Raw genomic sequence first — 18,184 nt, 5'->3', positions numbered from 1 at the left:
AGGAAGGAGTGCGTCCGTATAGGAACCGGTCCCAACAGATTCGAACATTTCCCACTGGCTCAGCGTATGCGATGGGGCCGATGCATGGCTATGACACACGTGACACTCGTGCGAATTGCCGATGGGGTCATCCCCGCTGCCCGAGCCAAAATCTGCGGAGGTGTGCGTGAACTGGTGATCGATAATATCCGCAACCGGGTCTGCCATAGCGATTGACGACATTGCCAACAGCACAAGCACCAAACCCAAGGACCGTATGTGTCGCAGATAGTTCAAAAACGACTCTTCCCCTGACGAGAGCACCGCCAGCCTGCATCAAGGCCTCCGCACCTGCCAGTCGTCGCGCCGATTGTCAACGGACCCGGCTCATGGTCCGGCCCGGGAAAACCACTTGCGGGTGGGAGCCACGGGCAAGAAATTGTGTATGATCTCGACGACGCGATCATCCAAGCGAAGTTCGAATCCAGCCTTCACCGCTCGCGCTTCCGATAGGGCTATCGAGCAGACGCTTCAGCCGAGAGCGGCTTTCCGCCGGCCGGGATGGCGGGGGTTCCCAACGCCTCGATCACCCGGCAATCTGCGACCCGACCGCCCGCGCATTGCGCCACCATGCGTTCCAGTTCGGATTTCAACGCCATCAGCCGCAAAATCCGGCCCTCCACTGCCAAAAGCTGGGCCTTGGCTATCCCATTCACAGTATCGCAAGGCTGGTCCGGTCGATCAGACATGCCCAACAAATCGCGGATAGCATCCAGCGGAAAGCCCAGTTCGCGAGCGTGGCGGATAAAAGCCAATCGATCTCGAGCAGCCTTGGAGTAGAGCCGCTGGTTTCCGGAAGACCGCTCTGCCTCCTGTAAAAGCCCGATTTGTTCGTAGTAGCGGATGGTTGGAACCTTCACGCCAACAGCCTCGCTCAACTTTCCGATGGTCAACATGAGAAACCTCTTGAACCTCTAGTTACTAGAGATGTTAGAGCTGCAAGTCACTGGAGACAAGCGTCGCCCTTCGAGGGGGATGGAAAGGTTTATAATGAGCTCGAATGACACTTCGGAACGCTGCGACTGGACCGTGACTGGTATGGATTGTGCCAGCTGCGCGACCAGGATTACCACCGCGTTGACCCGCCTTCCGGGTGTCGAAAACGTGCAGATCGGCGTAATGTCGGAACGATTGACGCTGTCACTCGACGTCACCCGCACCGAGCGTGAAGTCGTAGAGACAATGGTGAAGAAGCTGGGTTTCGGGATTGCCCCCATGAGGTCGCCGGCCGCCCGGAGGGAGGCGGCTGTTCCGCCCGCGGCCGAAATGATCAACAAGAACGGCGACACTGTGCCTGATCGCCAGGGTCAAGGCACAGGAACAGGGACTGACCTCAACAACCCAAAACCTGTTGAGGCCGAGAATGCAGGCAAGCAAAAGCTCGACCATGGCGGCGGACGCCACAACGGGAACGCCGACCCGGACAGGCGTTGGTATCAGACCGCCAAGGGCAAGTTGGTCGTCGGCACCGCTCTGTTACTGGCCGCAGCCTGGGCGGTTAAACTGTTCGCCTCGGAGACCTTTGCCAATTATGCCTTCATCGCGGCATGCCTAATCGGGGTTGCCCCAATCGCTGTCCGCGCCTTTGCCGCGGTGCGGGCCGGCATCCCCTTTACCATCGAAGCGTTGATGACCGTCGCAGCGACCGGGGCGCTGGTGATCGGCGCTGCGGAAGAGGCCGCGCTGGTAGTCTTCTTGTTCGCCGTAGGCGAGGTACTGGAGGGCCTTGCTGCCGAAAAGGCCCGCGCCTCGATCAGGGCCCTGGCCGACCTGATTCCAAAAACGGCGCTCATCGAGGAAAACGGAGAAATTCGCGAAGTTGATGCCAGCACGCTTGCGATCGGCCAACGCGTGCTGGTCCGCCCGGGCGACCGCATTCCCGCTGATGGCGAGATTGCAGAAGGCTCGTCGGGCATTGATGAAAGCCCGGTTACGGGCGAATCGATGCCGAAGACCAAGGGTCCGGGCGATGTGGTTTTCGCGGGCTCGATCAACACTGAAGCGGTGTTGCGTATCACTGTCACCAAGACCGCCGAAGAGAACACCCTTTCCCGCATCATCGCATTGGTCGAAGAGGCCGAAACAGCCCGGGCGCCAACTGAACGTTTTATCGACCGGTTCAGCCGCGTCTACATGCCCGCAATTGTCGGGTTGGCCGTGCTGGTGGCACTCATCCCGCCGCTTGCGATGGGCGCAGACTGGGAGACCTGGATTTACCGCGCACTGGCCCTGTTACTGGTCGGTTGCCCCTGCGCATTGGTGATCTCGGTTCCCGCCTCCATTGCCTCCGCGCTATCGTCTGGAGCCAAGCGGGGGATCTTGATCAAGGGAGGGGCCGTTATTGAGGCAGCGGCGCGCGCCACTCGCGTGGCATTTGACAAGACGGGAACCCTGACGGTAGGGCGGCCCGCCGTGACCGATGTGATCCCCCTTGATGCAACGGAACCGGAATTGTTGGCCGTGGCCGCGGGGGTAGAGACCGGTTCAAGCCACCCGTTGGCGGAAGCGATCCTGCGTCGAGCCAAAGAGAACGGCGTTACTGCCTTTCCTGCAACCGCTGCAAAAGCGCTGATCGGTAGGGGTGTCGAGGCAAAGGTTGGAGGAGCCCTGGCCTGGGTTGCTTCGCCGCGCTACGCCGCCGAGATGGGTGCATTGGATACTTTTGGCGTCCGACGGGCGGCGGCCCTGGAGGAAGCGGGCAAGACCGTCGTCGTTGTGTTTCGTGAACGCGTCATCCTTGGTTTGATCGCCATGCGTGATGAGCCGCGCGCCGATGCCATTGAGGGTGTGCGCCAATTGGGAGTGATGGGCGTCACGTCGACAATGCTCACCGGTGACAATGCCCGAACCGGGGCGGCAATTGCCGGCGTTCTGGGCGTGGAGCATCGAGCAGAGCTGATGCCCGAAGACAAGGTGGTGGCCATCAAGGAAATGGCGGCGCACGGCGGCGTGATCATGGTCGGTGACGGAATCAATGATGCCCCAGCACTCGCGGCGGCATCCGTGGGCGTGGCAATGGGATCGGGCACCGATGTGGCGCTTGAAACCGCAGCCGCGGCCCTGCTGCGCAACCGCGTCACCGATGTAGCCGCGATGGTACGGCTGGCCCGCGCGGCGATGGGCAATATTCGCCAGAATGTGACGATTTCGCTCGGGCTGAAGGCGGTGTTCTTGGTCACAACTGTGCTGGGCATGACTGGCCTGTGGCTCGCCATTCTCGCCGATACCGGGGCCACCGTCTTGGTGACCCTGAACGCCCTGCGCTTGCTCCGCTTCAATCCAGAACGCGAGAGGTAGGGCGATGACGATGTTCGCGTGGGCCAGCTTGGGCGTTCTGGTGTTATATCTGGCGGCTTTCTTCGCCGGATCGATGCTGGCGGCAAGGACGGCAAGACGATCAGTCTGGCTGTTCGCTCGGGCCACCGGAGCGGACGCGCTTGCAGCCTTCGGTTTCAAGCTGGCCTTCGGACTGGCACTCTTCAGCCCACTGTTACTGACGGCCTTTCCCGCAATTGCGGTGCTGGACCCTTTCTGGTCACCGCAGGGCCTGTTTGCAGGAATGACGGGTCACTTCATCGCCATCGCGGGTGGGATGCTGGCCTTCGCGGCACAGATGGCGATGGGGGCCTCGTGGCGCGTCGGTGTGGCGGATGATGCGGTAGGAGCGCTGGTGACCGGTGGGCTCTACGATCTGTCGCGCAACCCGGTATTTTTGGGGCAAATTTTGTTGTTGGCTGGCGTCGCACTAGCAATCCCGACGGTGGCCGGAGGCGTCTCAGTCGTCATCTTCTGGGCATCAGCAAACCGCCAGATCCGATCAGAGGAGCGGGTTCTGACGCAAAGCCTGGGACAGGTGTACAGCCACTATCTAACGTCTGTTCCACGCTGGTTCGGTCTACCGAAAGCACGCGACATGAAAAGGACCGTGCCCATTCAAGTCGCAGGCCTCGCCACGCTTGCGCTCGCAGTGGATCAGATCAGCAAAACAGTGATTTTGCTGGTCATGGAGCCGCCTCGGGTGATTCCGGTGACGCCATTCTTCAATCTAACCCTTGGGTTCAACGAAGGCGCGAGCTTCGGCATGTTGAGCGGGCTGATGCAGGGGAAACCTTGGGCGATGATCGCCCTAACGGGCGTGATCATCGCGGTGGTCGGGGGGTGGGCATTTCGGGCGAAGACCGGATTGCAGCGAGCCGGGTTGAGTCTGATCCTCGGCGGCGCGCTCGGCAACATCCTTGACCGGATCCGACAGGGCGCCGTCACAGACTTTCTGGATTTTCATTGGGCGGGCTGGCATTGGCCGACCTTCAACATGGCGGATGTGGCCGTTATCACAGGCGCAATGCTGATTTTTTTCACTGTTATACCCCGGCGGCACAAGACTGCGGCCAGGCGGCCCTGAATGGCAGAAGCCTTGCGTCCGATTACCACGAATGATACGCATTCGCAAAATCATTGGAGATACTCGATGCGGGCCATCGGTCACTTTCTCGTCGCGGTGTTCGCGTTCGCAACGATCGCCTTTCCGCCCGCCGGCCTGGCGCAAGAAACCGCGCCCTCGGCGCAGGTAGCCTGGCGTCTTCTCGACTACCTCGCGGTCGACTATCCCGAAGCGGTCAGTGACGGCCAGGTGCTCAGCCAATCCGAGTATGCCGAAATGCAGGAATTCTCGGCATCGGTGCGTGACCGGCTGGCGGCGCTGCCGCCGTCGACCGCCCAACCGGGTCTCGTCGCTCAGGCCGAAGGTCTGGTTTCGGCCATCGGCCGGAAAGCGCCCGCCCCCGAAGTCGCTGACCGAGCCCAAAGACTGGCGAGCGCGCTACTGCTTGCCTACCCGACGCAGCTCGCTCCGTCGGAGGCGCCAGATCTGGCACGCGGAGCCGCGCTTTATGCCGAGCAATGCGCCGCCTGTCACGGCGTCATGGGACATGCGGACGGCCCGGCCGCCAGCGGGCTCGATCCGCGGCCGATCGCCTTCGCCGATGCCGCGCGTGCCCGCCAACGCAGCCTGTTCGGTCTCTATCAGGTGATTTACCAGGGGCTGGACGGGACCGCCATGGCGAGTTTCGCCGAGTTGCCGCCGCAGGATCGGTGGGCCCTCGCCTTCTATGCTGGAAGCCTCGCCTTCGATGAAACCGCGGATCAAGGCGAACGGCTCTGGACGGGTGATGCCCGGCTGCGCGCGCGCTTTCCCGATCTTCAAGCGCTGACACAAACAACGCCCGCAGCACTCGCGGCCGAGATCGGCGAGCCCGCCGCGACCAATCTCACAGCCTATCTGCGCCGCCATCCCGAAGCCGTGTCGCAGCGAACGGACAATCTGGGCGTCACCCGCACCAAGCTCGCCCAGAGCCTGGCCAGCTATGAAGCCGGAGATCGCCAGCTCGCGCAGGAATTGGCGCTGTCGGCATATCTCGACGGCTTCGAACCGGTCGAACCGACGCTCGCCGCCCGCGATCGTGCCTTGTTGACGCGCATCGAAAGCGCAATGGGGGCCTTTCGCGCCAGCGTGTCATCCGGTGCGCCATTGGAGGAGGTGCGAGCGCAAGTAGAGCAGTTGGGCGCCCTGATGGACGCGGCGGAAGCCGCACTGGCACCCGAACAAGCAAGTCCTGTTTCAAGTTTCGCCGGTGCATTCACCATTCTCTTACGGGAGGGTGTTGAGGCCCTCCTCATCGTAGTGGCAATGATCGCATTCCTCGGCAAGGCGGATCGGCGCGACGTTCTGCCTTATGTGCATGGAGGCTGGATTTCGGCGCTGGTTGCCGGCGTCCTTACCTGGGTGGCGGCCACTTCCCTGATCTCCATCAGTGGCGCGAGCCGCGAACTGACCGAGGGTTTTGGCTCGCTGCTTTCGGCGGTCGTGCTGATCTCGGTTGGCATTTGGATGCACGGTAAATCGCGGTCCGACGCCTGGCAGGACTACATCAAGGCGAAACTCTCAACCGCGCTTTCGCGTGGCTCCGCGTGGTTTTTGTTCTCACTCGCCTTTGTGGTCGTCTACCGGGAAGTTTTCGAGACAATCCTGTTCTTTGTCGCACTCTGGAGTCAGGGCGCGCATCTGGCGATGCTCGCGGGGGCGGCAACGGCGGCGCTGGCTCTCGCATTGGTTGGTTGGGGGCTACTCAGCTACAGCAAGCGTCTTCCGATCTCACAGTTCTTCTCGTACAGCTCGATGTTGATTGCGGCACTGGCCGTGGTGCTCGCGGGCAAGGGGTTCGCGGGCCTACAGGAGGCCGGCCTGCTCGGCATTCATCCTGTCTCATTCGTGCCTCGCATCGACATTCTCGGTGTCTTTCCAACCTGGGAAGGCCTGGCAGCTCAAGGTCTGGCGCTCACAACGATTCTCGTCGGTTTCTGGTGGGGGGGCAGAAAGAATGCGGCGGAGCGACACGGGCCTTAGCGCCGGGCCCCGGTCAAGGAGGCCATTTGAGGGCGGGGAGCTCGGTTCGGTCCGATCCGGTTTGTCGAATATGAGCGCACCGTGTGTGGACAGGTTTATGCGATCTGCCGGTTCAAAGCTGATAGACCGGCGCAAACCCGCCTCCACTCGTGCGAAAATTCGTTGTCTGCCCCTGATAGACCCGAGCCGCGAGCAGCAAGGTCTCCCCGGCATACGTGTAGACCCTGACATCGTATTTGAGGGTCATCCGCTCGCCACCGACGGTGACCGCCCGCAGCGTCGGCGGGATCAGAACCTGGGCGATATAATCACCAGCCAAGATTTCGGCCCATACCCGTTTGGTCAGTTTGTCACCACGATAGGTAGCCCGACTGCCAAAGCCGGCGGCGGGTTTGAAGAAATATCCGCGCCGCCCTGTCCATAATTCCTCCGCGGCATCCGCCGTGACCGGTCGCGTCGCAGGGATTTGCGCGAGCGCAGCGCGATGGCGCTCGCTGACGCCCCAAGCCTCAAGCCGCGCGGCATCGCTGAGCCATATCAGGTTGCGCTTGTCGGCGTAGAGCTTGTGATGGCGAGGTGCCGGACTGACAACCGCGACATCGTCCATCAACGCGGCGCGGAGTTGAGCATTGGCAGGCTCGGACAGGTTGAAATCTGTGAGCCTGTTATAGACCATATCGATCACTTTGCCGCCGCCAACAAGGCGGCCGGTTTTACACGATAGCGCCTGGGGTCCAAGGATCACTGTTTCGATCCCGCTGCGGTTCAATAGATCCCGGGCCAGAAGCATGTCGGGATAGAGATATTGTTCACCGGCGTCCTGGTCGATGATAGCGACGGTGCGTGGGCGGCCTGCACGGCCCGCGCGCTGCCATTCCGACACGAAGCTCTCAACAATAAGCGCATCGATTGCGCCTGTATTCGTCAGGCGCGCGTCACCGCAAGCCACGGCGCGTTCCGCGACGGCACGCTGAAGCGCACCGACCAAAAACGCGCCGCCAGCATTGGTATTGACCTCGATGAGTTTCGGGCCGTATTGGGAGATGTGGAAATCATAGCCCATGAGCAGACTGCGGGTGTGGGCCTGGACACCGGCAACACCATCGCCTGAACGCTTCAGCACAGCATCCTGATACGGCGACAGCGCGGCAACCGCTTCAATGGCCTCGATTTGTGCCTGCATCGCTGCAAGGTCTGCGGGCGAGACGAACACAGCCGTTGCAGCGAACAAATTGGGGCGAGCGGCGATCAATTTTCCCAAATCAGGGTCGTCGGAGCGCTCAAGAATAGCCGCATCGATCTCAGCTCTGCCGAGCGTCATACAAAAGCAAGACTGATTGAGCGCGATCAGATTCGCCGCACCGTCCAGTTCGCAAGTCCCATCACACCTCATTGCCAGTCCTTTCCGGACAATCCCTCGCATCTGCACACGCCGCCAGCGTCCCGTTTATATGGACCGCCACACTGGTGCGAAAGCCCGGCCCGCTGTGAGCCTGACGGATCTTGAGGGCTTGCTCCCCGCGTGACGTATTAATACTGCGCACCAATTTTCTGCTGCGCGAGCTGACAGGGATGTAAGGATCATGCAAGCAAGCTGGCGTGGCGGATGCGGCGTAATCACTCATAGCGACGAGACACAGCAACGGCTTCAAGACATCCTGCTGTCTGCGGAACGCGGCAAGCTTGCGCTGACGCAAGCGGAGCTGTCTGGCGTGTTTTCGGCAACCGACAGGCTGGCGAACGCAGCGATGTGGCTCGTCGCCCACATGGCTTATGCGCGCCGGGTCGATCTGTCCGGCGCACCGCTAGAGGCAGAGGATTTCAAGCCCGCGCCAGAGGGACATATGGGAGGCTCGCTCAACATGGCGGTCGCCTTCGCCGGCTATCTTGCGGCCAATGCACTCAGTGGACACACACGCGCCTGGACCCTGGGCCAAGGTCACTGCGTCGCTGCCATCGAAGCGGTCAACACGTTGACAGGCGATGTGTCAGAGGATCAACGCGGACGTTATGATCGCACCGAAGCGGGTCTGACGGCCCTCGTCCGCGACTTCTACAGCTATGCAATCACGCCGGAAGGCCGCCCGGCGGTTCCACTTGGCAGTCATGTCAATCCTCATACCGCGGGCGGCCTGTCTGAAGGCGGCTATCTTGGCTTCACCAGCCTGCAATATATCCACATGCCCTTGCCAGGCGAGCGCCTGGTCGCCTTCTTGAGTGACGGAGCGTTTGAAGAGCAGCGCGGGTCCGACTGGGCGCCCCGATGGTGGCGCGCAGGCGATAGCGGCCTCGCCATACCGGTCATGGTGCTCAACGGCCGGCGGATCGAACAACGTACCCAGATCAGTCAGGAAGGCGGCCTTGACTGGCTCGTCAAGCACCTCGAGCTCAGCGGGTTCGATCCCATAATTGTGGACGGTCATGACCCACTCTCTTATGCTTGGGGCATATTGGACGCCGAAGCTCGATTGGCGAAAATCGTCGAGAGCGATGGTCCCTACCCCGCGCGGCTCCCCTACCTGATTGCACCTTGCATCAAGGGGTTCGGATTTCCCGGGGCTGGCAGCAATCGGGCCCATAATCTCCCGCTGGATGGCAATCCACATACCGACGCCGCAGCGCGCCTTGCATTCAATGACGGGGCAAGGGCTCTCTTTACGCCCCCGGACGAGTTGGACGACGCGATCCAGCGCCTCGGCGTGCACGCGGTGCAGGACCGGCCACGCGAAAGCCGCAACGCCCTCGCTGTCCGCAAGGTCGCAAGTCCGGTCCTGCCTGCATCGACCGCGCCGAGCGATCGCGCGCCCGCCCCAAAATGCGCGATGGACGCCATTGATCGCTGTTTTTCAGAGATTGTCCGCGCCAATCCGCACTTGCGGGTCCGCGTCGCGAACCCCGATGAGTTGCGCTCCAATCATATGCCACTGACCCTCGAAATGCTGAAGCATCGGGTCAATGCACCGGAAGCCGGCACGCCAGAGGACATCTATGGCAGCGTCATCACAGCCCTGAATGAAGAAGCCGTCATCGCCGCCGCTCTCGGCAATAAGGGCGGTCTCAACCTGGCGGTCAGTTACGAAGCTTTTGCGATGAAAATGCTCGGCGCGCTGCGCCAGGAGATCATCTTCGCGCGCCGGCAAAAAGAACTCGGCCGGCCGCCGGGCTGGATCAGTGTTCCCGTGATTGCCACATCGCACACTTGGGAGAACGCCAAAAACGAGCAATCGCACCAGGACCCCACCTTGCCCGAGGCCTTGCTTGGCGAAATGTCGGATACGGCTCGCGTCATATTTCCGGTTGACGCAAGCAGCGCCGCAGAGGCCCTGCGCGCCGTCTATCGCGGCCATGGCGAGATCGCCTGTCTCGTAACGCCAAAACGAGATGTCCCAGCCCTCCTATCGGCCAGCGAGGCGGTGTCGGCCCTTGAATCCGGTGCCATCCACATTGCTGGCGATGCGGCGTCGGCCCGCATTCAGCTTGTGGCGGTTGGCGCCTACCAGGCGCATGAGGCCCTGCGCGCTTATGATCGCCTCACCGAGCACGGTGTTGCGGCCTGCGTAACGTTGATCCTAGAACCTGGCCGGTTCCGGTCAGGGCGCGACCCGCTGGAGCAAGCCTTCACCGCAACGGACAAGGCCCTTCATGAGTTGTTCCCGGTCAATCTGGCGCGCGTCCTCCTGACCCATACCCGGCCGGAGCCGATGACGGGCCTGCTGAGGCGCCTGGACGGCGGCCCCGATCAGTTGCGCGCGTTGGGCTATATTTCACACGGCGGAACATTTGACGTGTCCGGCATGTTATTCGCCAATCGCTGCACTTGGGCCCACGCAATCGACGCGGCCATGACCCTTCTGGGCGAAGCCTTTCCCGGCGTGCTGTCGAAGGACGAGCGAGCCGCCATCGAGGGGCGCGGAGACCCATCCGTCCTGCAATCCCTGAAGCCCATTCAACGCGAGGAGACCGCACCATGACCCTGACCCTCACCAGCCTTGGCGGCGCAGGAACCGTTACCGGATCACGCCATCTTCTTGAATATAACGGCCAGCGTCTGATGATCGATTGCGGCCTGTTTCAAGGGTACAAAGCCTTGCGCGAGCGCAATTGGGCTCCCTTCCCCATCGATCCAAAATCGATCGATGCCATCATATTGACCCACGCGCATATTGATCACAGCGGTTATCTGCCGAAATTGGTCAAGGACGGTTATCGCGGTCCCGTCTACTGCTCGAGCGCGACAAAGGATCTTTGCGAAATCTTGCTGCGCGACAGCGCCTATATTTCAGAGCGGGATGCTGAACGTGCCAACAGGTTGCGCTATACAAAGCACAAACCCGCCGTGCCGCTCTACACGGTCGCTGACGCCGAGGCGGCGATAGAGCAGCTCACGCCGATTGAATTTCACGAAGACATTCATCTCGAAATCGGCGCGGATTTTCAGCTACGGCGCGCCGGCCATATTCTCGGCGCCGCAACAGTCGAAGTGCGTTGGGGCGGCAAGACCATTGTCTTCTCCGGCGATCTTGGCCGCTATGGCGATCCGTTCATGTACGACCCGGAGCCCGTTCGCAATGCGGACTATGTGGTTATTGAGTCGACTTATGGTGATCGCACGCACCCGAAGACCGATCCAATGGAGCAATTGGGCGAGGTGATCGACCGCACCGTCAGGCGGGGTGGCACGGTGGTCATTCCGTCGTTCGCAGTCGGGCGCGCGCAACTTCTTCTCTACCACATCTGGATGCTCAAGAAGGCCGGCCGGCTCACCAATGTAGCGATCTACCTCGATAGCCCCATGGCGATCAATGCAACGGACTTGCTATGCGCTCATTTGGACGACCACAGATTTACGCCGACGATGTGCGATGAGGTCTGCGGGATCGCGAAATATGCCCGCGACGTCGAAGCCTCAAAAGCGATTACCAGCGATGTGATGCCGAAAGTCGTGATTGCAGCGAGCGGCATGATCACGGGCGGGCGCGTACTGCATCATGTACAGTCCTTTGGCCCAGATCAAAGAAACACAATCCTGTTTGCTGGATACCAGGCCGCCGGCACCCGCGGCGACAAGATCCTGAAGGGTGCCGACAGGGTCAGAATGTTTGGCCAGGATGTGCATATAAACGCCGAGGTCACCAGCCTGCCGGCCCTGTCAGCGCATGCCGACGCTGATGAGCTGATGAGCTGGCTGAGCGGCTTTGAGACACCGCCGGCGCGGGTCTTCGTCGTCCACGGTGAGCCGGAGGCGTCCAGCACATTCAGCGCACGAATCCAGGACGAACTCGGTTGGCGCTCCGACGTGGTCGAGATCGACAAGACCTATGAGCTTGGAGGCACGCAGTGATGGCGCCTGACAAGCGTGCTGCCTTCGAAGCCGCGCTGACCGCGCGGCGGCTGAGATGGCACACTCAGGACGATGCGATCATTTTGATGCGGACGGACTGTCCGATATGCCGTTCGGAAGGTCTGAACTCGCGCTCACGCATACTGGTCCGATGCGGCGAGAGGGAGGTCGTCGCAACCCTTCACCAGGTCGACGCTGAGTGGTTGAGTCTTGGTGAGGCGGGCTTGTCGGAAGCGGCCTGGATCCGGCTTGACGCTGAGGCGGGTTCCATCCTCAAGGTTAGCCATGCACCAACGCTGCCTTCGCTTTCAGATGTTCGCCGGCGTATGACCGGCCGACGACTCAACGGCGTCGCTTTTGAGCGGATCATCACCGACATCGCGGCCGGCCGGTACTCCGATATCCAGCTGGCCGCCTTTGTCTCCGCCTGTTCCACCCTGAAGCTCGACATCGATGAGATGAGATCCCTGACCGGCGCCATGGTCAAAGTCGGCGAGCAGCTTGAGTGGGATGCAGAGATAGTCATGGACAAGCATTGCGTCGGGGGTTTGCCGGGAAATCGCACAACCCCAATTGTCGTGGCCATTCTGGCCAGCCTTGGTTTGACCATACCAAAAACATCTTCACGCGCGATCACCTCTCCGGCCGGCACAGCCGATACAATGGAGACATTGGCGCCAGTCGACCTCACATTGGCGGACATCAGACGCGTCGTTGACGCCGAAGGGGGGTGTCTGGCGTGGGGCGGCGCAGTGCAACTCAGCCCCGCTGACGATGTTCTGATCCGCATCGAACGCGCGCTCGACATCGACGCCGAAGGTCAGCTCATCGCCTCTGTCCTATCAAAAAAAATCGCCGCCGGCGCTACACATGTTGTCCTGGATCTACCCGTCGGGCCCACCGCAAAACTGCGAAGCCAGGCTGATGCCCGAACGCTGGCTGACCACATGGCGATAGTCGCCGACGGTTTCGGCCTGAAGACCAGATTCGTCTTCAGCGACGGGCTGCAACCAGTCGGGCGCGGTATTGGCCCCGCGCTTGAGGCCCGGGATATATTGAGCGTCTTGCAACGACGCGGCGACGCGCCGCCCGATCTGCGTGAACGCGCCATTGCGCTTGCGGGTGCCGCTCTGGAACTTGCTGGCAAAGCAGAGGCGGGATCCGGTTTAGCGTTGGCGCAAACCGCGCTCGATAATGGATCTGCCTGGGTGAAATTTCAGGCGATTTGCGAAGCTCAGGGCGGTATGCGCGAGCCGCCGACAGCAGCGCAAACGGCGCCGGTGACGGCTATCCGGGCGGGCAAGTTGGTGGCGATAGACAATCGCAAACTGTCGCGGCTCGCAAAACTCGCTGGCGCGCCGCAACAACCCGCCGCAGGCCTGATGCTCCATAAGCGTCTCGGAGACACAATTGCGCCCGGCGACCCGCTCGTGACGATTCACGCTGAGGCCTCCGGTGAGATCGAGTATGCGCTGAGCTATGCCCGCGCCAACACTGACATGTTCACAATAGAGGGCTGACCCATGACGATCTACATTCCCCTGCCCGGCAATGAGGCCATGGCCGCCGAGCTCGCCGAGCTCACAAACAGCGAGCTTGGCGCGCTCGAGCTGCGTCGCTTCCCCGATGAAGAGACCTATGTCCGCATCGCTTCGGATGTCGCGGGCAATGCAGTTGAACTGGTCTGCACGCTGGCCAGGCCCGACCCGCAATTGCCCGGGCTGCTGTTCGCGGCCTACACGGCGCGCGAGTTGGGCGCAACATCCGTGGGGCTGATCGCGCCCTATCTCGCTTACATGCGACAGGACAAACGTTTCTCCGATGGCGAGTCGGTGTCCTCGCAGCATTTTGCAAGACTGCTCGCCGGGGCGTTCGACCGGGTTGTGACCGTCGATCCGCATTTGCACCGTATCCATGATCTCGGAGAGGTGTTTTCGATCAACACCAAAGTCGTGCACGCCGCTCCCGCGCTGGCAGACTGGATCAAGGCCCATGTCGAGAAGCCGCTTATCGTCGGGCCGGATGTTGAAAGCGAGCAATGGGTTGCCGACGTCGCGCAGCGGGCGGGCGCCCCGCATTTGGTGCTCACCAAGGTGCGCCTTGGAGACCGGGATGTTGAAGTGATCGCACCGGGTCTTCAAAAATGGAAAGGCCTGCAGCCCGTTCTGGTCGACGATATTGCCTCCTCGGGGCGCACAATGATCGAAGCGGCCCATCATTTTGAAAAGGCTGGCTTTGCCAAACCTGTCTGCGTCGTTGTCCATCCACTGTTCGCCGACGATGCGTATGAAGCGTTGGAGGCGGTCTCCTCGCGTATTGTCTCCACCAATACCATCCCACATGTCTCCGTCGGCATTTCCATCACGAGCTTACTGGTCTCTTGATACCAAAACGAAATCTCCTGGCCACGACAAGCCGTCGACAAGGGACGCTCCCGATATCGGAAGCTGAAAGAGCAAGGGCGTCCCGAAGGGCGCCAACATCATGAGCCTGGCCAGACTATTTCTCGTATTTTTTCTTTGGGCATTGTGCTTTCCCTTGATCGAAGTCGGGCGCGTTGATGTCTCGCCACTGCGTTTCGCGACGATGAGAGCGATTCTGGCCGGCGCAGTGTTATTGGGGACAGCCGTCATCTTGCGCAAACCGTGGCCGCGGACCCGGCGCGTTTGGTTGAAAATCGCCTGCATTGGAATCGGAGCGACCAGCTTGGGTTTCTGGGGCATGTTTGAGGCGGGCCGGTGGGTCGCGCCCGGTTTGGCGACCGTTCTGGCAAATACCCAGCCACTGATCGCGGCTGTGCTGGCCGTCATCTTTCTCAGGGAGCGTTTATCCCCGCGACTCCTGACCGGACTGCTCGCGGGTTTTGCCGGCATCGCGCTGATCGCATTTACCAACGCACATCCGGAGGACACCGCGGATCCGGCGTTCGGTCTGCCATTCCTGATGATCGCGATTCTTGGGATTTCCGGCAGCAATGTACTCATCAAGCAGATCTCCCGGGAAATAGATCCACTGGTTATGATGGGGCTCCAACTGCTGATAGGTGCGGTCCCGCTGGGACTGGCCGCCCTTGTCATGGAGGCGGATCGACCATTTGAATTTACCGCATCGTTTGGCCTCGCATTATTTTTCCTGGCATTGCCCGGCACGGCGTTGGCGTACTGGTTATGGACCGGTGTTTTGCGAACGATGGATTTGAACCGCGCCAATGCCTTCAGTTTCCTGGTGCCCGTGATTGGTTTATTCATTGGCTGGACCTATTTCGGCGAGCGTTTCACCGCAATGACCTTCCTGGGAATCATCATCGTCCTCGGCGGTTTGACCCTCGCCAATTGGCCCGAACGGGAGACCAACCATGACCGATCCAAATAGGCCTCGCGGCAAGCCCCTCTTCGTTGGCCTGGCACTGGCCGCGGCCGTTTCAGCCGGTTGGACCGGCTATTGGCTCATGATCAAACCCGGTAGTGATACCGCGTCCAGACGACCGCCCTCACCGGCGGCTATGGAAATAGACGAGCGTGATCAACGGCTCGTCACGATGGGTGAACCGCTCTATGCGACCAATTGTGCGTCCTGTCATGGGGCCGATATGGAAGGACAGGCTGATTGGCAGCGCCGGCTGCCAAACGGGCGGTTACCTGCGCCACCGCATGATGAAACCGGGCATACCTGGCACCACCCGGACAGCACGCTGTTCGATATTGTGAAATATGGCACCGCCGCCTTGCTGCCGGTAGACTATGAAACCGATATGGGGGGCTATGAAGACATCCTGACTGACGCGGAGATCCGCGCGGTGCTCGCTTATATCAAATCGCGATGGCCAGACGATATTCGCGACCGCCATCGCCAGATGACCGAGGCTGCCCGGCAGTAACAATTCCTGCTGTCGGATGGGAAACCAGGCACCGACAAAGGGGGTCACCAGCTTATCGGCGGCCCAAACCTGCCCCTCGGCTCATATTGGCATTCACTTGAAGACCAACCGCGCCAATTCGGCGCGGCGCGAGCGGCAACCGATCACTGAATTTTTCAAAAGCGTTATTGGGTCTTTGACGTCCAGGCAACGCCGGAAATCGAGGTCGCTCCCCCCCCGGTCTACTCTGCGGCAGCCAAACGAGCGGGACCGCGGAGAAAAGCTAGGACTCGAGGTTTCATCGCCAGCGCCGGCTTCTCGACCGTCACCCGCATCACCCAGCCGGCGGCAATGGCGCTGACGGTCATGATCGCGAACAGGGCGTTGGCACCGAGGCCCGGCATCAGCGCGAAGGCCATCATGCCCAGCGGCCAATGCAGGATGTAGATGCCGTAGGAGACGTCCTCGACTTCGCGCAATGCCTTGCCGATCCGGCCGGGCACATCGAGGAAGCCGGCCCAGAGATAGAGCCAGGCGAGGGCGATCTGCAGCATCACCGGACCCATTGCGGTGCCCTGGCTGGCGAAGGCGGCGAGCAGTGCCAGGCCGACATAGCCGGCGGAAAGCGGCAGCTGGTCACGGGCAGCATAGAAGCCGGCGCCAATCATGAAGGCGGGGCCGAAACGGGCCATCGAACCGATCGTATCGTCGCCCGGGCCGCTATAGCCCGTGATCTGATAGAGAACGCCGAATGCAGCGGCGAGGCCGGCCCAGACCAGGATCAGGCTGCGGTTGCGGTAGAGGCCGACCGCAGCCAGCAGGCCGACGCCGAGATAGGCGAGCAATTCATAGCGGATCGTCCACAGCGCGCCATTCATCGTCCCGCCGATCGGGGAGGCGTTGAAGACTTGCGGCAGGCCGGCCATCGGGTCGGCTTGCGACAACACCATCAGCGGAAATTGCAGCGTCTGGGCCTGGCTGAAATAGGCGCCGAGCGGAAGCTCGGTGAAGAGCGGGCCGATCACCAGCCACATCAGCAGCACGGCGGCGATCAGGCCGGGGAAGATCCGCAGCACACGCGACAGGGTGAAGGAGGTCATGTTCGGGCGGTTGAGCAGGCTGGCGGTGATCATGTAGCCGGACAGGATGAAGAAGCCGTCGAGCGCCAGCTGCACCGTCGCGTCGACAAACTCCGGCCAGACGCCGTGATAGGGCAGGCCCATCGGGATCAGGACGGCATGCGCATAGACGACGACCAGTGCGAACCCGATCCGCATGGCCGTGAATGTGTTCGACTTGTCTTCGAGCCGGCCATGGCCGGAATGAAAGATCGCACGCATCGCTTCGTCCTCGTCTGCCCGTCCCCCGGCGCAGCGATGCAAAAAGCGGGCCGCCCCTGCCCACCCGCCCTTACGGCTAGAGTGTGGATTCGATAGAATTCGGGTTCCAAATTTGGATCAGATTCGATCCTGCCAGTGTGATTTCCATCCCAAATCGAGAAAACGGACCTGTGCGGATGTCACAGATCCAACCAGGTCGCGCCGCGACGGTAGGAGGCAAAACAAGAGCGGGTCTGCCGGTATTGCACCGAGGTGCGGGCGACGACCGTCAACGATGGCTTGCGTTACTAGCCCGGCCAGACCCACGTGGAGCGCGGTGCGTCCTGGCCTCAATTGCCAATGCGAATGCGCGCGGGACCAACAAACTGATAGGGCGGGATCACAAGGTTTTCTGGCGCGGGACCGCGCCTGACGCGACCCGAAACATCGTAGACCGAACCGTGGCAGGGACAATACCAGCCGCCAAACCGGCCACGATTATCACCGCTGGACTGACCGAGCGGCACGCATCCCAAATGTGTGCAGACGCCGATGACGACCAACCATTCAGGATCAATCACCCGGTCAGCATCATTTTGTGGATCGATGAGGGTGTCATCATTGTCGTCCGCGCGCGCCTGCCCCATTGCCTCCAACGTCCGTCTTACGATGAAGACCGGCCGTTCCCGCCAGGCGATTGTCAATCGCTCACCAAGCTGCATGGACGACACGTCGACTTCTGTCTTGCTTCCCGCCAGGGTATCGGCAGCGGGATTAAGGCTATCAATGAATGGCCAGACGGACAGCCCCGTGCCGATCACCGCGCCGCCTATGGCCGCGATGTAGATGAAATCTCGCCGTGTTGTCGTATCATCCATTACAGTCCCTCGGCGGCTTTGCGCGGGGTTGGGCTCGCTGGAGATCGCCGCGGAGCCGAACAGGTTGCACACGCCATTTTGATGATCCAGCCCTGATTTGGCCCGGTTCAGATTGCGGGTGATACAGGTGTTACGTCTCAGTCCACCCCTCCCCTCAACATGGAGACACGGCGTCCTGAGGCGTCGCGATCTGGATCCAATACCGGCGTGGTCGACGAAGTTGAGCGAACATGTCATGGGAATTTTTGAGGATGGGGAAGCGAACCGAATCCGAGACCCAACCACCCGGCCCGGCGTTGGATGGGGAAGGATACACCGATCGGGAACACCGCCACTGCCCGGTCGCGG

14 protein-coding genes are annotated in these 18,184 nt (G+C 61.3%); 10 read left to right on the top strand and 4 right to left on the bottom strand.

What is annotated here, in order from left to right:
• Positions 1–84: 84 nt before the first annotated feature.
• Positions 85–216, top strand: coding sequence for a hypothetical protein (locus tag AAC023_RS03740; protein ID WP_339738265.1), 132 nt, complete (start codon positions 85–87; stop codon positions 214–216).
• 278 nt (positions 217–494) lie between these two features.
• Here AAC023_RS03740 and AAC023_RS03735 read toward each other — a convergent pair whose 3' ends face one another.
• Positions 495–935 carry a helix-turn-helix domain-containing protein gene (locus AAC023_RS03735; RefSeq protein WP_339738263.1) on the bottom strand — a complete coding sequence of 147 codons (441 nt, stop codon included), beginning with the start codon at positions 933–935 and terminating at the stop codon, positions 495–497.
• Between the two features lie 94 nt (positions 936–1,029).
• On the opposite strand from AAC023_RS03735, the gene AAC023_RS03730 reads away from it, so the two are divergent.
• The 3 genes from AAC023_RS03730 (at position 1,030) to AAC023_RS03720 (ending at position 6,442) form a co-directional block, all read left to right on the top strand.
• Positions 1,030–3,336, top strand: a complete 2,307-nt coding sequence (locus tag AAC023_RS03730; protein WP_339738261.1) for a heavy metal translocating P-type ATPase — start codon at positions 1,030–1,032, stop codon at positions 3,334–3,336.
• A 4-nt stretch (positions 3,337–3,340) separates the two neighbouring features.
• Positions 3,341–4,441 (top strand): signal peptidase II, encoded by a 1,101-nt coding sequence (gene lspA, locus AAC023_RS03725; RefSeq protein WP_339738259.1) that lies wholly within the window; start codon positions 3,341–3,343, stop codon positions 4,439–4,441.
• A 66-nt stretch (positions 4,442–4,507) separates the two neighbouring features.
• Positions 4,508–6,442 (top strand): cytochrome c/FTR1 family iron permease, encoded by a 1,935-nt coding sequence (locus AAC023_RS03720; RefSeq protein ID WP_339738257.1) that lies wholly within the window; start codon positions 4,508–4,510, stop codon positions 6,440–6,442.
• 112 nt (positions 6,443–6,554) lie between these two features.
• Here AAC023_RS03720 and AAC023_RS03715 read toward each other — a convergent pair whose 3' ends face one another.
• Entirely contained in the window at positions 6,555–7,865 is a 1,311-nt protein-coding gene (locus tag AAC023_RS03715) for a hypothetical protein (RefSeq protein ID WP_339738255.1), read from the bottom strand.
• A 160-nt stretch (positions 7,866–8,025) separates the two neighbouring features.
• On the opposite strand from AAC023_RS03715, the gene AAC023_RS03710 reads away from it, so the two are divergent.
• The 6 genes from AAC023_RS03710 (at position 8,026) to AAC023_RS03685 (ending at position 15,660) form a co-directional block, all read left to right on the top strand.
• Positions 8,026–10,413 (top strand): xylulose 5-phosphate 3-epimerase, encoded by a 2,388-nt coding sequence (locus tag AAC023_RS03710; protein WP_339738253.1) that lies wholly within the window; start codon positions 8,026–8,028, stop codon positions 10,411–10,413.
• Positions 10,410–11,783, top strand: coding sequence for an MBL fold metallo-hydrolase (locus AAC023_RS03705; protein ID WP_339738251.1), 1,374 nt, complete (start codon positions 10,410–10,412; stop codon positions 11,781–11,783). The genes AAC023_RS03710 and AAC023_RS03705 overlap by 4 nt, the downstream gene beginning before the upstream one ends.
• On the top strand, positions 11,783–13,303 hold the full coding sequence (locus AAC023_RS03700; RefSeq protein WP_339738249.1) for a thymidine phosphorylase family protein: 1,521 nt from the start codon (positions 11,783–11,785) through the stop codon (positions 13,301–13,303). Before AAC023_RS03705 ends, AAC023_RS03700 begins: the two co-directional genes overlap by 1 nt.
• A 3-nt stretch (positions 13,304–13,306) precedes the next feature.
• Positions 13,307–14,167: a ribose-phosphate pyrophosphokinase gene (locus AAC023_RS03695; protein ID WP_339738247.1), complete on the top strand. Its 861-nt coding sequence runs from the start codon at positions 13,307–13,309 to the stop codon at positions 14,165–14,167.
• Between the two features lie 100 nt (positions 14,168–14,267).
• Positions 14,268–15,155, top strand: coding sequence for a DMT family transporter (locus AAC023_RS03690; protein ID WP_339738245.1), 888 nt, complete (start codon positions 14,268–14,270; stop codon positions 15,153–15,155).
• The gene (locus AAC023_RS03685; RefSeq protein ID WP_339738243.1) at positions 15,139–15,660 is read left to right on the top strand and encodes a cytochrome c; all 522 of its coding nucleotides are present in this window, start codon (positions 15,139–15,141) and stop codon (positions 15,658–15,660) included. The genes AAC023_RS03690 and AAC023_RS03685 overlap by 17 nt, the downstream gene beginning before the upstream one ends.
• Positions 15,661–15,881: 221 nt before the next feature.
• Here the strand turns inward: AAC023_RS03685 and AAC023_RS03680 are convergent, their stop codons facing one another.
• Both AAC023_RS03680 and petA read right to left on the bottom strand, forming a co-directional pair.
• Positions 15,882–16,979 carry an acyltransferase gene (locus tag AAC023_RS03680; RefSeq protein WP_339738241.1) on the bottom strand — a complete coding sequence of 366 codons (1,098 nt, stop codon included), beginning with the start codon at positions 16,977–16,979 and terminating at the stop codon, positions 15,882–15,884.
• A 329-nt stretch (positions 16,980–17,308) separates the two neighbouring features.
• The gene (gene petA / locus AAC023_RS03675; protein WP_339738239.1) at positions 17,309–17,836 is read right to left on the bottom strand and encodes a ubiquinol-cytochrome c reductase iron-sulfur subunit; all 528 of its coding nucleotides are present in this window, start codon (positions 17,834–17,836) and stop codon (positions 17,309–17,311) included.
• Positions 17,837–18,184 lie beyond the last annotated feature (348 nt).

Source organism: uncultured Maricaulis sp. (assembly GCF_963976135.1).
Classification (GTDB): Bacteria; Pseudomonadota; Alphaproteobacteria; order Caulobacterales; family Maricaulaceae; genus Maricaulis.
This window is presented reverse-complemented; position numbering and strand designations above follow the sequence as displayed.

Excerpts from the sequence above, each read along its gene's own strand:
- AAC023_RS03710 (WP_339738253.1), top strand. The coding sequence starts at position 8,026 with ATGCAAGCAAGCTGGCGTGGCGGATGCGGCGTAATCACTCATAGCGAC.
- AAC023_RS03705 (WP_339738251.1), top strand. The coding sequence starts at position 10,410 with ATGACCCTGACCCTCACCAGCCTTGGCGGCGCAGGAACCGTTACCGGA.
- AAC023_RS03720 (WP_339738257.1), top strand. The coding sequence starts at position 4,508 with ATGCGGGCCATCGGTCACTTTCTCGTCGCGGTGTTCGCGTTCGCAACG.
- AAC023_RS03690 (WP_339738245.1), top strand. The coding sequence starts at position 14,268 with ATGAGCCTGGCCAGACTATTTCTCGTATTTTTTCTTTGGGCATTGTGC.
- AAC023_RS03685 (WP_339738243.1), top strand. The coding sequence starts at position 15,139 with ATGACCGATCCAAATAGGCCTCGCGGCAAGCCCCTCTTCGTTGGCCTG.
- AAC023_RS03735 (WP_339738263.1), bottom strand. The coding sequence starts at position 935 with ATGTTGACCATCGGAAAGTTGAGCGAGGCTGTTGGCGTGAAGGTTCCA.
- AAC023_RS03740 (WP_339738265.1), top strand. The coding sequence starts at position 85 with ATGGCTATGACACACGTGACACTCGTGCGAATTGCCGATGGGGTCATC.
- AAC023_RS03730 (WP_339738261.1), top strand. The coding sequence starts at position 1,030 with ATGAGCTCGAATGACACTTCGGAACGCTGCGACTGGACCGTGACTGGT.
- AAC023_RS03700 (WP_339738249.1), top strand. The coding sequence starts at position 11,783 with ATGGCGCCTGACAAGCGTGCTGCCTTCGAAGCCGCGCTGACCGCGCGG.
- petA (WP_339738239.1), bottom strand. The coding sequence starts at position 17,836 with ATGGATGATACGACAACACGGCGAGATTTCATCTACATCGCGGCCATA.
- AAC023_RS03680 (WP_339738241.1), bottom strand. The coding sequence starts at position 16,979 with ATGCGTGCGATCTTTCATTCCGGCCATGGCCGGCTCGAAGACAAGTCG.
- lspA (WP_339738259.1), top strand. The coding sequence starts at position 3,341 with ATGACGATGTTCGCGTGGGCCAGCTTGGGCGTTCTGGTGTTATATCTG.
- AAC023_RS03715 (WP_339738255.1), bottom strand. The coding sequence starts at position 7,865 with ATGCGAGGGATTGTCCGGAAAGGACTGGCAATGAGGTGTGATGGGACT.
- AAC023_RS03695 (WP_339738247.1), top strand. The coding sequence starts at position 13,307 with ATGACGATCTACATTCCCCTGCCCGGCAATGAGGCCATGGCCGCCGAG.